The 12,525-nt window shown below is 46.4% G+C and carries 14 protein-coding genes and 1 tRNA gene; 10 read left to right on the plus strand and 5 right to left on the minus strand.

Annotated features, from left to right (window positions below; all coding sequences use genetic code 11):
* The first annotated feature begins 10 nt into the window (after nt 1-10).
* The 4 genes from AC6I8Y_RS03840 to rnd all read left to right on the plus strand — a co-directional run bounded on the left by AC6I8Y_RS03840 (nt 11) and on the right by rnd (nt 4,495).
* Entirely contained in the window at nt 11-565 is a 555-nt protein-coding gene (locus AC6I8Y_RS03840; protein WP_498020805.1) for a Slp family lipoprotein, read from the plus strand.
* Nucleotides 566-567: 2 nt separating this feature from the next.
* Nucleotides 568-1,434: an alpha/beta fold hydrolase gene (locus AC6I8Y_RS03845; RefSeq protein WP_498020806.1), complete on the plus strand. Its 867-nt coding sequence runs from the start codon at nt 568-570 to the stop codon at nt 1,432-1,434.
* 166 nt (nt 1,435-1,600) lie between these two features.
* The gene (gene fadD, locus AC6I8Y_RS03850; RefSeq protein ID WP_252013706.1) at nt 1,601-3,301 is read left to right on the plus strand and encodes a long-chain-fatty-acid--CoA ligase FadD; all 1,701 of its coding nucleotides are present in this window, start codon (nt 1,601-1,603) and stop codon (nt 3,299-3,301) included.
* A 72-nt stretch (nt 3,302-3,373) separates the two neighbouring features.
* On the plus strand, nt 3,374-4,495 hold the full coding sequence (rnd, locus tag AC6I8Y_RS03855; protein WP_234494358.1) for a ribonuclease D: 1,122 nt from the start codon (nt 3,374-3,376) through the stop codon (nt 4,493-4,495).
* Nucleotides 4,496-4,541: 46 nt separating this feature from the next.
* On the opposite strand, the gene minE is transcribed toward rnd, so the two are convergent.
* The 3 genes from minE to minC are packed head-to-tail and all read right to left on the minus strand — an operon-like array spanning nt 4,542 to nt 6,304.
* On the minus strand, nt 4,542-4,805 hold the full coding sequence (gene minE, locus AC6I8Y_RS03860) for a cell division topological specificity factor MinE (RefSeq protein ID WP_042476441.1): 264 nt from the start codon (nt 4,803-4,805) through the stop codon (nt 4,542-4,544).
* A gap of 3 nt (nt 4,806-4,808) precedes the next feature.
* Nucleotides 4,809-5,621: a septum site-determining protein MinD gene (gene minD, locus AC6I8Y_RS03865; RefSeq protein WP_042476445.1), complete on the minus strand. Its 813-nt coding sequence runs from the start codon at nt 5,619-5,621 to the stop codon at nt 4,809-4,811.
* Between the two features lie 20 nt (nt 5,622-5,641).
* Nucleotides 5,642-6,304: a septum site-determining protein MinC gene (gene minC / locus AC6I8Y_RS03870; protein WP_252013707.1), complete on the minus strand. Its 663-nt coding sequence runs from the start codon at nt 6,302-6,304 to the stop codon at nt 5,642-5,644.
* Nucleotides 6,305-6,520: 216 nt separating this feature from the next.
* Between minC and AC6I8Y_RS03875 the strand changes: the two genes are divergently transcribed.
* Together AC6I8Y_RS03875 and AC6I8Y_RS03880 are read left to right on the plus strand one after the other, a co-directional pair.
* Complete coding sequence (locus tag AC6I8Y_RS03875) at nt 6,521-6,796, plus strand: YcgL domain-containing protein (RefSeq protein WP_042476452.1); 276 nt, start codon at nt 6,521-6,523, stop codon at nt 6,794-6,796.
* A 24-nt stretch (nt 6,797-6,820) separates the two neighbouring features.
* Nucleotides 6,821-7,798: a lytic murein transglycosylase gene (locus AC6I8Y_RS03880; RefSeq protein ID WP_252013709.1), complete on the plus strand. Its 978-nt coding sequence runs from the start codon at nt 6,821-6,823 to the stop codon at nt 7,796-7,798.
* A 69-nt stretch (nt 7,799-7,867) separates the two neighbouring features.
* Here the strand turns inward: AC6I8Y_RS03880 and AC6I8Y_RS03885 are convergent, their stop codons facing one another.
* Nucleotides 7,868-8,119: an HPr family phosphocarrier protein gene (locus AC6I8Y_RS03885; protein WP_234494355.1), complete on the minus strand. Its 252-nt coding sequence runs from the start codon at nt 8,117-8,119 to the stop codon at nt 7,868-7,870.
* A gap of 221 nt (nt 8,120-8,340) precedes the next feature.
* The gene (gene folD / locus AC6I8Y_RS03890; RefSeq protein WP_234494354.1) at nt 8,341-9,204 is read right to left on the minus strand and encodes a bifunctional methylenetetrahydrofolate dehydrogenase/methenyltetrahydrofolate cyclohydrolase FolD; all 864 of its coding nucleotides are present in this window, start codon (nt 9,202-9,204) and stop codon (nt 8,341-8,343) included.
* 205 nt (nt 9,205-9,409) lie between these two features.
* On the opposite strand from folD, the gene AC6I8Y_RS03895 reads away from it, so the two are divergent.
* The 4 genes from AC6I8Y_RS03895 to AC6I8Y_RS03910 all read left to right on the plus strand — a co-directional run bounded on the left by AC6I8Y_RS03895 (nt 9,410) and on the right by AC6I8Y_RS03910 (nt 12,508).
* Nucleotides 9,410-9,486 (plus strand) — tRNA-Arg (locus AC6I8Y_RS03895).
* Between the two features lie 251 nt (nt 9,487-9,737).
* Nucleotides 9,738-10,361, plus strand: a complete 624-nt coding sequence (locus AC6I8Y_RS03900) for a DUF1007 family protein (protein ID WP_498020807.1) — start codon at nt 9,738-9,740, stop codon at nt 10,359-10,361.
* Nucleotides 10,351-11,232: a hypothetical protein gene (locus tag AC6I8Y_RS03905; RefSeq protein ID WP_498020808.1), complete on the plus strand. Its 882-nt coding sequence runs from the start codon at nt 10,351-10,353 to the stop codon at nt 11,230-11,232. The genes AC6I8Y_RS03900 and AC6I8Y_RS03905 overlap by 11 nt, the downstream gene beginning before the upstream one ends.
* A 79-nt stretch (nt 11,233-11,311) precedes the next feature.
* On the plus strand, nt 11,312-12,508 hold the full coding sequence (locus AC6I8Y_RS03910) for a DEAD/DEAH box helicase (protein ID WP_498020809.1): 1,197 nt from the start codon (nt 11,312-11,314) through the stop codon (nt 12,506-12,508).
* Nucleotides 12,509-12,525 lie beyond the last annotated feature (17 nt).

Consider the following 12,525-nt stretch of genomic DNA (forward strand, 5'->3'; position numbering starts at 1 on the left):
ATCCCCATTTATGAAAACACTCCTGAAACTCAGTAGTATTGTGGCGTTAAGTGCCATTTTGAGTGCCTGTGGCAGCCTTCCTGACACCTTAGCGACCAACAACGAGAACGTGGTTGCTACTTATCAAGGTGTCCTTGATACCAATGACAAGACCGAGGTGCGTTTGGGTGGAGTGATAGACACGGTAAAAAATCTCGCCGATAGAACTCGCATCGAAGTTGTTAACCTACCTATTGACAAGTATGGCAAGCCAGATATTAGTGAAGAGCCAAATGGACGCTTCATTGCCTATGTAGACGGGTTTGTTGACCCTATCACCTACGCGCAAGGGCGTTTAGTCACCTTTGGCGGTTACAAAGTTGGTATGGAGCGCGGGCGCATTGGCGAATATGAAGGTGACTTCCCGGTTATTAATGCCTATGGTAATTACCTGTGGCGAGTTGAAGAACGCTTAATCATTAATCGCGACTTTGGCAGCTATGGGTCATGCTGGGGTTACTATTGCGATGGTTTCTATTACCACAGCGGACCTAGCACTGGTCGAGTGATCAAAGAGGTTAAATAGGATTGGATTCCACCTTTAAAGAAAAATCGCTCAAGATAGACGACAGGACGATAGCCTACCTTGAACGCGAAGCCTCAAAAACGACCGCCAAGACGGTCGTTTTTATTCATGGTTGGATGGACAATGCGGCCAGTTTTCATGCTTTACTTGCGCTGATTGAGAAACAATCGCCCGATTGGCGTGTTGTCGCCATTGACTTACCTGGGCATGGACACTCTTCCCACAAGAGTCCTCATCATTTCTATAACTTTCATGACTATATTGATGATCTTCACCGCATATTGATTAAACTTCACGCAGTCGATGTGTTTCTAGTGGGGCATTCACTTGGTGCATTGATCGCAAGTTGCTATAGTGCTGCCTTTCCTGAAAAAGTCTCAGGTTTAGTTCAAATCGAAGCGCATATCCCTTTATCTGAATCACCTCAGCTAAGTGCTGGACGCTTAAGAAAAGGCATTGAAAGCCGCGAGCGCTGGCGTGGTAAAACCGCGAAAGCCATTTCTTCGAAACAAGACGCGATTAACATGCGGATCAGAGCAACAAAACTCTCCGAGTCTGCTGTGTTGCCGATCGTAGAGCGCGATCTTCGTTGTGAGCAGGGTAAATGGTATTGGCGTCATGACAGCAAGCTCAAGTGCGAGTCTGTCTATCGAATGGCGGAGCAAAATGCTCAGGCGATCGTCGATGCTATTCAAACACCTCATTTGGTGATTTTGGGCGAGCGCGGTTATGCCTATCTTCAACATAAAGAGCGTTTAGCGATGTTGCCCAAGGCACAAATTGAGTGGGTAGCAGGTGACCATCATTGTCATCTTGAGTCGCCAGAAAGTGTATTTGAACTAATACTTGGACTAGTTAACAAAAATTAAACAAGTGTTTGAGTCTTTCGTGCGCTAACTGGTCTGCTGTGTTGTAATAGCAGGAATAATAAAACATTCATAGTCCCATAAAGTGTTAACAATATTTTAAAACAACACTGAAACCTGCCTACGGCTATGAAACGGAAGAGTGACCTTACACGCAAGGAGTAGAATTGTGGATAAACCTTGGCTTTCTCGATACCCAAGTGACGTGCCTGAGCACATCAATCCGGATCAGTACCCTTCTCTAGTTGAGATGTTCGAACAGTCGGTTCATAAATTTGCAGACCAACCTGCGTTTGTGAACATGGGCTCAGTCATGACGTTCCGTAAGTTGGAAGAGCGCAGCCGAGCGTTTGCGGCGTACCTGCAAAATGAACTCAAGTTGCAAAAAGGCGATCGCGTCGCGATTATGATGCCAAACTTGCTGCAATACCCAATAGCGCTATTTGGTGTACTTAGAGCCGGCCTTATTGCGGTCAACGTTAACCCACTTTATACCCCTCGTGAGTTAGAGCATCAGTTGAATGACGCAGATGCGAAAGCCATCGTTATCGTGTCAAACTTTGCTAACACTCTAGAGCAAGTTGTAGATAAGACGCCGATCAAGCACGTGGTGCTGACCAGCCTAGGGCAAATGCTGCCAACAGCGAAAGGCACGATTGTTGATTTCGTTGTGAAGTACGTGAAAGGCATGGTGCCTAAGTACGACTTACCAGGAGCGATTTCTTTTAAGAAGGCACTCCACAAAGGTCGTCGCCTGCAATACGTTAAGCCGTTTATGACGGGTGATGATATTGCGTTTTTGCAATATACCGGCGGTACGACAGGCGTTGCTAAAGGCGCGATCCTGACTCACCGCAATATGATTGCTAACGTGATGCAGGCGAAGGGCATGTATGCGCCAGTATTGCACGAAGGACGTGAGTTTGTGGTCACCGCGCTGCCGCTCTATCACGTATTTGCACTTACGGTTAACTGTCTGCTGTTCATTGAAATGGGTGGTCAAAACCTACTGATTACCAACCCGCGTGATATTCCAGGCTTTGTGAAAGAGCTACAAAAATACCCGTTCACTGCGATAACCGGGGTAAACACTCTGTTCAATGCTCTGCTTAACAATGAAGATTTCCATGAGTTGGACTTCCGTGGATTAAGACTGGCAGTGGGCGGCGGTATGGCGGTTCAACGTGCCGTTGCTGAGCAGTGGAAGAAAACCACTGGCTGTTTGCTTCTCGAAGGTTACGGTCTGACGGAGTGCTCGCCTCTCGTTGCCGCTTATCCACATGACTTGGTTGAATATAACGGGTCAATTGGTCTTCCAGTTCCTTCTACGGAAGTGCGTATTGTTGATGAAGAAGGCAATCCAGTTGAGGGTGATGGTAAAGGCGAACTCCAGGTTCGTGGTCCTCAGGTGATGCAAGGCTATTGGCAGCGTGCGGAAGCGACCAAAGAGGTGATTAACCAAGAAGGTTGGCTATCAACAGGTGATATCGTTGAGTTCGACGACGAAGGATTTTTACATATCGTCGACCGCAAGAAAGACATGATTTTAGTGTCGGGCTTCAACGTTTATCCAAATGAAATTGAAGACGTTGTTGCCTTGAATGACAAGGTACTCGAGGTCGCAGCGATTGGTGAGGCGAACGAAGCCTCGGGTGAGATCGTTAAGATTTTCATCGTTAAAAAAGACAACTCTCTGACTAAAGAAGAGGTCATCGAGCATTGTCGTCAACACTTGACGGGCTATAAGATCCCGAAACGCGTTGAATTTAGAGAAGATCTGCCAAAAACCAACGTTGGTAAGATTCTACGCCGCGTGTTGCGCGAAGAAAACGATGCAAAACTGATGAAAACCTCAGAGAAGACAGTTTAAGTTAACGTTTGATTACAATCAGTGCTAAAATGCCAGCCCGCAAAGCTGGCATTTTTTATAAAGAGAGATTGAGTGGAATTCCAAATAGTAACAGAGTTTGCCGAGCTAGAGTCGGTATGCAGCAAGGCTCGTGAATCCGATGTCGTGATGTTGGACACTGAGTTTGTGCGCATTCGTACTTACTACCCTAAGCTTGGATTGATTCAGCTTTATGACGGCGAACAGTTGTCACTTATTGACCCACTTACTATCAGTGATTTCACCCCTTTCATCGAGCTCTTGAAGGACACGTCAGTATTAAAGGTTCTTCATGCTTGCGGCGAAGACCTTGAGGTGTTCGCGAACAGCTTCGATTGCATGCCATACCCAATGGTGGATACGCAGATCATGGCCGCATTTCTTGGTCACGGTTTATCAACGGGCTTTGCTACTCTTGTTCAAGAGTATCTTGATGTCGAGCTTGATAAGAGTGAGTCGCGTGCCGATTGGGTAGCTCGTCCACTGACTGACAAACAGCTCGATTACGCTGCGGCAGACGTGTACTACCTGTGGCCACTGTACTTTAAGCTGTTTGCTAAAGTGGAAGCCAAAGAGTGGTGGGAAGCGGCTCAGCAAGAGTCTGATTTGCTGATGCAAAAGCGCGGCAAAACTCCGAACCCTGAGAAAGCCTATCTAGATATCAAAGGTGCGTGGCAGCTTAAGCGAAAGCAACTAGCTGTACTGAAACCGCTCGCGACATGGCGCTTCAATGAAGCATTAAAACGTGACTTAGCTTTGAACTTCATTATCAAAGAGCAAGAGCTTTGGACGGTTGCACGTCATGGCCTGAAAAAGCCAAAACAGATGGAGCAAGAGGGCATCGACCCTAGAGCTATTCGCCGTCATGGTGAGCGTATTGCTGCTATCGTTAAGCGTGCGCAGCAAACGCCAGAAGAAGATTATCCAGAGAAAATTGAACGCTTGATGGACTTTCCAAGCTACAAGCAAGTGTTCAAAAAACTGAAAGACGAAGTGAAGAAGGCGGCTCAGCACAGCGGCTTAGCGACAGAGTTTTTAGCGTCCAAAAAGCAGCTTAACCAATACCTTTCTTGGGTTTGGAAGCATCAGCGCGATCCAGCCAAGCTTCCGGATGTGATGCAAGGGTGGCGTCTTGAGCTGTTTGGTCGTCAGCTAGACCAAGTTATGGATGTATAAACTTAGCTAATAGAAGAAAGGCTCGCGATTGCGAGCCTTTTTTGAATTACTTTTCGTCTTCTGGAAGCTGCACGTTGAGCTCAAGAACCGAAATGTCATCGTCTTTATGTTCGAATGACAAATCCACCATAGACGGATCAACATCGACATATTTCGCGATCACCTTAAGGATATCTTCCTTTAACTGCGGTAAGTAAGACGGAGAAGGCGAGCCTTCACTGCGTCTCTCTGCAACGATGATTTGCAAACGTTCTTTTGCTAGGTTTGCTGAGGTCTTCTTCTGTGGGCGGAAAAACTCAAGTAGAGACATAGCTTACCCCCCGAATAGACGTTTGAAGATACCTTTCTTCTGCTCTGTTAAGAAGCGGAAGTCGACTTGCTCACCGAGTAGACGATCAACGGTGTCTGAGTACGCCATACCTGCATCAGACTCATCATCAAAAATGACTGGCACACCTTTATTAGAGGCATTCAGTACTGCTTGGCTTTCTGGAATAACACCAAGTAGTGAAATGTGTAGGATCTCTTCTACATCTTCGACAGACAGCATTTCTCCTTGTGTTACTCGTGCTGGGTTGTAGCGAGTCAACAATAGGTGCTGTTTTACCGGCTCTTTACCTTCTTCAGCGCGGCGAGACTTCGAGTCTAGGATGCCAAGAATACGGTCTGAATCGCGAACCGACGAGACTTCTGGGTTGGTGGTGACAATCGCTTCGTCCGCGAAGTACAGCGCCATCAATGCACCTTGCTCAATACCCGCAGGTGAATCACAGATTACGAAGTCAAAACCCATTTCGTCGAGGTCGTCCAATACGCGACGTACACCATCTTTGGTCAGCGCATCTTTATCACGAGTTTGTGAGGCAGGAAGGATGAACAGATTGTCAGTACGCTTATCTTTGATAAGTGCTTGATTTAGCGTTGCTTCACCGTTGATAACATTGACGAAATCATAAACCACGCGACGTTCACAACCCATGATAAGGTCTAGGTTACGAAGACCAATATCGAAGTCGATAACGGCCGTTTTCTTGCCTTTTAGTGCCAGTCCTGACGCGATTGCCGCGCTCGAGGTCGTCTTACCTACGCCGCCTTTACCCGACGTTACCACAATAATGCGTGCCATTAATTGTTTTCCTTTAAATTCTAAATCGTGAGGATCTCGAAATCGAGTTGGTCATCGGTCATGCCGAATAGCACCTTTTTACCCCAGTATTCACGTTCAATCTGATCGCTGAGCCAGTAGTTTCCTGCTATGGAGACTAGTTCAGCTTGTAAGTCGTTGCAGAGAATTTTTGCATCGCGTGAGCCACTCGCTCCTGCGATTGCTCTGCCTCGTAATGTGCCATGGATATGAATGGTGCCATCGGCGATAACTTCGGCGCCCGCACTCACATGGCTTAATATGACAAGGTCACTGTTTTTGGCATAGATTTGTTGCCCAGAGCGAACTGGGTTGCGGACAATTTTGGTTGGCTCCATTTTGGCAGGGGCTTGAGAAGGTGCTTTACTGGCCGTCATGACCGCAAACCCTGCTTCTGACGCAAGGTTTTGCAGTCGCTTATCTTGGCAGCCAGTAATGCCAACGGGAATCATACCTATCTCTTCTACGCCCAGCTTTAGGTCGATAAAGTTAATATCGCCATCTACTTGGCTAACATTGATCACCACGGGTGCCGAGGCGAAAAATGTCGGGGCTTGAGAGACTTTTTGTTGTAAAAATTGAACCGCTTTGGAAACATCGTTGTCAGAAAGATGCAACACCGATAAGGTGAAGCTACTGCCTTTCAGATCTGGGGATTGAGACATTGATGATCAAATCCTTGTGCCAATGACATTGCTATTGATTAGGTTATGCCAATGTAACCGTATCTAGAGGTTACTTGGGAATAATCATGTTATATTTCAACATTAGATACAGCAAGCTATCTTGCTCTCAAATGGATAATTAACTCTCAATTTTCCATAAACTAACCGAATTATTTCTTCTACTTGAGAAGATACGTAACGATAAGAGATACAACCATGCTTTGTTCAATCTATAAAAGCACTAAAAAAGACGGGGCATACCTGTACATCGCAAAGAAAGACGACTTCACTCCAGTACCAGAAGCGTTGATGGACATGTTTGGCAGACCTCAGTTTGTCATGGTGGTTAACCTTGCTGGCCGTACACTGGCGTTGGTCGATGTTGAGAAGGTCAAAACCTCGATTAACGAAGAGGGCTTTTTCTTACAATTACCACCACCGCCAGAAAACTTACTGGATAAATACAAAGAGCAGAAAGCTCAACAGAAATAATCCGACTGCTCAGGGGAGGGCACGGTGAAAAAGATATTGTCAGTGATGCTAGGGGCAAGCCTAGCCACAAGCGCAGTCGCGCAACAAAAGGAATCCTTCGAGGAATATGTCGCGGGTCTCAAGCAAGAGGCTCGAGAGCAAGGAATCTCTGAGCAAATCTTAACAGAGGCCTTTGCTGGTGTGGAATACAAGCCCAGAGCGGTGAAAGCCGACCGTAACCAGCCTGAGAAAAGACTGACCTTGGATGAGTACATACCAAGAGCAGTGCCGGATTGGAAAGTAAAGCAAGCGAAAGAGCTTCACAACAAACATTACGCAGAGCTGAAACGTATTGGCGACGAGTATGGCGTCCAGCCGCGCTTTATCGTCGCATTGTGGGGCGTTGAAAGTAACTTTGGTCGCTTTACTGGTAACTATCGAGTGATCGATGCGCTATCAACCATGGCGTATGAAGGACGAAGAGAAGCCTTCTTCCGCAGTGAGGCTCTAGCGGCACTGACCATTCTAGAACAAGGTCATATCGCACCTGAAGACATGAAAGGGTCCTGGGCTGGCGCAATGGGACAAAGCCAGTTCATGCCGAGCTCGTTCCTGAACTTTGCCGCTGATGGTAATGGTGATGGCAAGAAAGATATCTGGGACAGCGAAGCCGATGTCTTCGCATCAACCGCTAACTACTTAGCGAAATCTGGCTGGGATGATCAATACACTTGGGGACGACAAGTCAAAGTTCCTAAAGGGTTTTCTCCTGAGCTTCAGGGGCGCGATCCTGAAAAAGGCAAGTTCTTGCAAGAGTGGAGCAAGCTCGGTGTGACAAGATACGATGGTCGCCCACTGCCTCAGCTTGATGAAGACATTAAAGCTTGGCTTATCATGCCTGATGACGAGAATGGTCGAGTTTATTTGGTATATAACAACTATAACGTGTTGATGAAGTGGAATCGTTCGTATTACTTCGCTTTGGCTGTCAGCCACCTTGCTGACCGAATCGCGATGGATTAACGTCTACATAAAATGAAAAAGCGCCCATGCACTCAGGCCGCGTGCATGGGCGCTTAGTTTTACTATCTGCTAGCCGGTCACTTTCTCCAAAAAGCTTGCCAGTTCATCAACAGCTTGCCTGTTGGATGACTGAACCGTCACTTCAGTGCCTTTAACAAGCTGCAATGTCTGCAACTTGAACAAATTCTTAGCCGTAGCCGTCTTTCCCTTAGAGACGATCTCGATATCTTCTGAGTACTTTTTCGCTTCTTTAACGAACTGCGCTGCCGGCCTTGTGTGTAAGCCGCTCTCTGCTGTGATCAATGCGTTTTTCTTATACATAGGGTACATCTCCTTGTTATTCGATTGATTCGCTTATGAGGTTGTTTGTACCGAACATGTGGTTTGAAATCTGTGACGAAGAAGTAAAGTTGCTAATAGGTAGGAAAGTATCAGTACAAAATGAGAGGGGGTTAACGTTATCTGTATGATTGTAAAGAGGAAAGAGTGTGCGACAAGAGGTGGGGGAATGGTAAGGGAGCGAACTCCCTTACTCAATAAGATTACTTTTTAGCGGTATGAAATTGCTCACAAGCAATCATAGTATTCTCAATCAGACTCGCTACCGTCATTGGGCCAACACCGCCAGGAACTGGAGTAATGAAGCTCGCGTTTTCTTTTGCGACATCGTACTCAACGTCGCCAACCAAGGTGCCATTTTCCAAACGGTTGATACCTACATCGACCACAACAGCGCCTTTCTTGATCCAGTGACCAGGAACAAAGTTTGGTTTACCCACTGCGACAACGACCACGTCAGCTTGGCGTACATGGCTTTCGAGGTCTTTAGTGAATCGGTGGCATGTGGTCGTTGTGCAGCCAGCCAGTAATAGCTCTAGCGTCATAGGGCGACCAACAATGTTCGATGCACCCACAATCACAGCGTGTTTACCACGAAGTTGAATGTTGTAACGATCAAGGAGAGTGATAATGCCTTTTGGCGTGCACGAGCGTAGCTTAGGAATGCGCTGTGCTAGTCGACCCACATTATAAGGGTGGAAGCCATCGACATCTTTTTCTGGAATGATGCGCTCTAGTACATGCGTCGTGTCGATACCTGCAGGCAATGGTAGCTGTACCAAGATGCCATCGACTTCAGGGTCATTATTCAGTTCGTCAACAAGGCTCAGAAGCTGTTCTTCTGTTGCGCTAGCAGGCAAGTCATACGACTTAGAAACAAAACCAACTTCTTCACACGCACGGCGTTTGCTACCCACATAAACTTGCGAGGCTGGGTCTTCACCCACTAATACAACCGCTAACCCCGGCGCTCGAAGTCCAGCATCCGTTCTCGCTTTAACACGAGCGGCAACTTCTGAGCGTACAGTTTGAGAAATGAGTTTCCCATCAATGTTTTGAGCAGACATAATTTTCCTTGAGAAAGTTAATTGACTGTTATTTTTGTGTGCATTGTCCCAGAAAACTATTTCAAAAGCTACAACGCAAACGTTTGCATCGGTGGGTTTTTCATCTTTTGCTGATATGTTGACTTTTTTTTGGGCGTTTAAACCGCTCTAGGCAATAAAGCCATTGATTTACCTCTCCTAACTCGTATAATCCTTTCCCTGTAGCGCGCCCTTAGCTCAGCTGGATAGAGCACGTCCCTTCTAAGGATGTGGTCGTAGGTTCGAATCCTACAGGGCGTGCCATTCTCCCCCTCTTTATTCTCTTTCAGACTTTCTCAAGTCGACCTCATTACCAATTAAAACCAACATCACTATTGCGTATTTGTCGTTTATTCGTCGCACTTAACCGAAACCACCTTGCTTTAAGAACGATTAGCATCTTCTGACAATATCAATGTTTCACCGTTATTATTGGAATGATATAACATAACAATTGTTTGAATTATCCTAGTGCTTACATGACAGCACTGCTCTAATTTCAAGAGATTCATTCTATGCGGCGTTATTTTTCTTTACTGCTCCTTGTGCTTTTCTCTGTCTCCTCTCACGCACACCCTCATTCATGGATAGGCAATGAATTGCAAGTTAACGGTGACGGCACTGAAGTGGAGAGTTTGACGATGACGTGGACCTTTGACCCATTCTCAAGTGCGTATGCGCTTGATGGGGATTTCTCGGTTTTTGATAATGAGGAGAGTGCTCACAAAGAAGCGTTAAGATTGATGCGGAATCTGTTGAATACTCACTACTTTACCTACCTGTATGCGGATAACGCACCACTTAAGTTTCGACTTCCTGAAGTGTATTCACTGAGCAGGCAAGGGCGGCGAATAGTGCTGAACTTTACCCTGCCGTTATCAAGAAACGTAGATTTGACCAAGGAAGAGTTGGATATCCAAGTGTTTGATAACACTTATTACATCGATATTTCTTGGGAAAATCGATCGACTATTTCGTTGGGGGAAAGCCTCAATCCACACTGTCAGTATGAGTTGACCACGCCAACACCTTCGCAAGACATCATTGATTATGCCATGTCGCTTGGTGTAGATGATGTTGGTGATGATGATCTCGGTAGTCACTTTAGCCAAAGAGTGAGTCTGTCCTGTGGTTCGTAGTTCAAAGCAGCGTTGGGGACTTTTTGTTGCTACCGTACTCTTACTGATAGTGGTGGCAAGCGTTGTGAACGAACTGAATGTTATCACGCAGTACCTAGTCACCACGCAAAGAACGTTGCTTTCAGGGCTATCTGACTATTTCGACCTTATTGATACGGGAGACAGAACGGCTCTAGTATTGACGTGTTTGTTCACTTTTATCTACGGATTTGTTCATTCTCTTGGACCAGGACATGGCAAAAGTGCGGTGGTTTTTCTTGTATCAGCAGAGTCGGTGAGCAAGTCAAAGATTGTCGGTACTTGCTTGCTACTTAATGTGATGCAAGGTGTGGTCACTGCAGGCGTCGTGATTGCCGCGAACCAAGTATTATCGTTAGGCTATCGACAGTCACTCGGCTACGTATCTTCTATCAATCAATGGGTTGGCATAGCCATGATGCTATTTGGTGGATACTTATTAGTATTGCTCATCGTGGCATTAATAAAGCAGTGGCTTCGCTCCGATGCGAAGGTGGCCACTAGTACTCCTAGCGAACAGTCGTCGCGAGTAGGGCTTCTTTTGTATGGACTTAGACCGTGCACCAGCACGTCGCTCATCGCGCTATTTACGTTGCTTTGGTTTGATTGGAGCTTGGCCGCAGCACTTGTTGTTTGCAGTTTTTTGGGAAGCTTTCTCGCTTTAGTCGTTGTGGTCTTTACCAGTCGTAAAGTGCTGGATTACTCCTCTGAGCGTTTTTCAGTATCGACACAAGCGCCGCAGCGCTGTTTCTGGCGCGATGCCAGCAAACGAGTTTTGCTGGCGACGTTTTATTTACTGGTAGGGTGGGTATTTTGGACCACGGGTCATCTGCAGATCTCGCCGATATTGTGATTAAGCGTCAATAACATTGTGCATCAATCTCAAGCTCTATAGAATGCGCGGGTCTTCATCTTGATAAAGAGAACTCGTGATGTCTTTTTCTAAACTCGGCTTAAGCCAACCTATACTTGATGCAGTAGCATCGCTTGGCTACCAAAAGCCAACCACGATTCAAACGAAAGCGATCCCGATTGTCCTAAAAGGTGAAAACCTGATTGCGGCGGCGCAAACTGGCACGGGTAAAACCGCAAGCTTTGTTTTGCCAATTCTTGAAATGCTGAGCCAAGGTGAAACGCAGCGTAAGAAACGCGCGCGTGCGATTATCCTCACTCCAACCCGTGAACTCGCACTGCAGGTTAATCAAAGCATTGAGGCTTACGCACAACATTTACCACTTAAGTCGATGGCCATGTTTGGTGGTGTTGATTACGCGCCGCAGAAGCAAGCTCTGATTGATGGTGTAGATATTGTTGTGGCCACGCCGGGTCGTTTGATTGACCTTTACGGTCAGCGCGCTATTCATTTTGATGAGCTGCAAGTTTTAGTGCTGGATGAAGCCGATAAGATGCTTGATATGGGCTTTATCGATGCGATCAACAAAATCATCGCTCGCGTACCAGAAGACGCACAGAACCTTTTGTTCTCTGCCACGCTTTCGAATCCAGTTAGAGAGTTAGCGAGATCGGCTATTCGCGATCCGGAAGAGATTTCGATTACAAAGCATAGTGCCTCGAAAAGCAACATTAAGCAGTGGATCGTGACTGTCGATAAAGATATGAAGTCTTCGTTACTTAGCCACATGTTGCAAACTAACGATTGGAAGCAGGCGTTGATTTTTATCGAGACTAAACATGGTGCGGCCAAACTTGTTAGCCAACTAGAGAAACGCGGCATTGCAGCGGAAGCTTTCCACAGTGGGCGTAATCAGAAGGTTCGTCAACAACTGATTGAGTCGTTTAAAGCAGGAGAGATCCAATACTTAGTCGCAACGGGTGTTGCCGCTCGCGGTATTGATATTGAGAACCTGCCGGTCGTTATCAACTATGATCTACCGTATCCTGCCGATGAGTATGTGCATCGAATCGGTCGTACCGGTCGCGCTAATGCTGCAGGTGAAGCGGTGTCTCTGGTGTCTAAAGATAACTTTAAGAATCTATGTATGATTGAAAGTCGACTAGGACACCTTCTAGAGCGCGTCGAGATTGAGGGTTTCATCCCGAGAAAACCGGTACCTATTTCTATTCTGAACTATGTGCCGAAGCACAAGCGTGAAGCTCAAGACAAATAAAAAAATCCCCTGATGTG

The organism is Vibrio sp. KUL78, assembly GCF_059725505.1.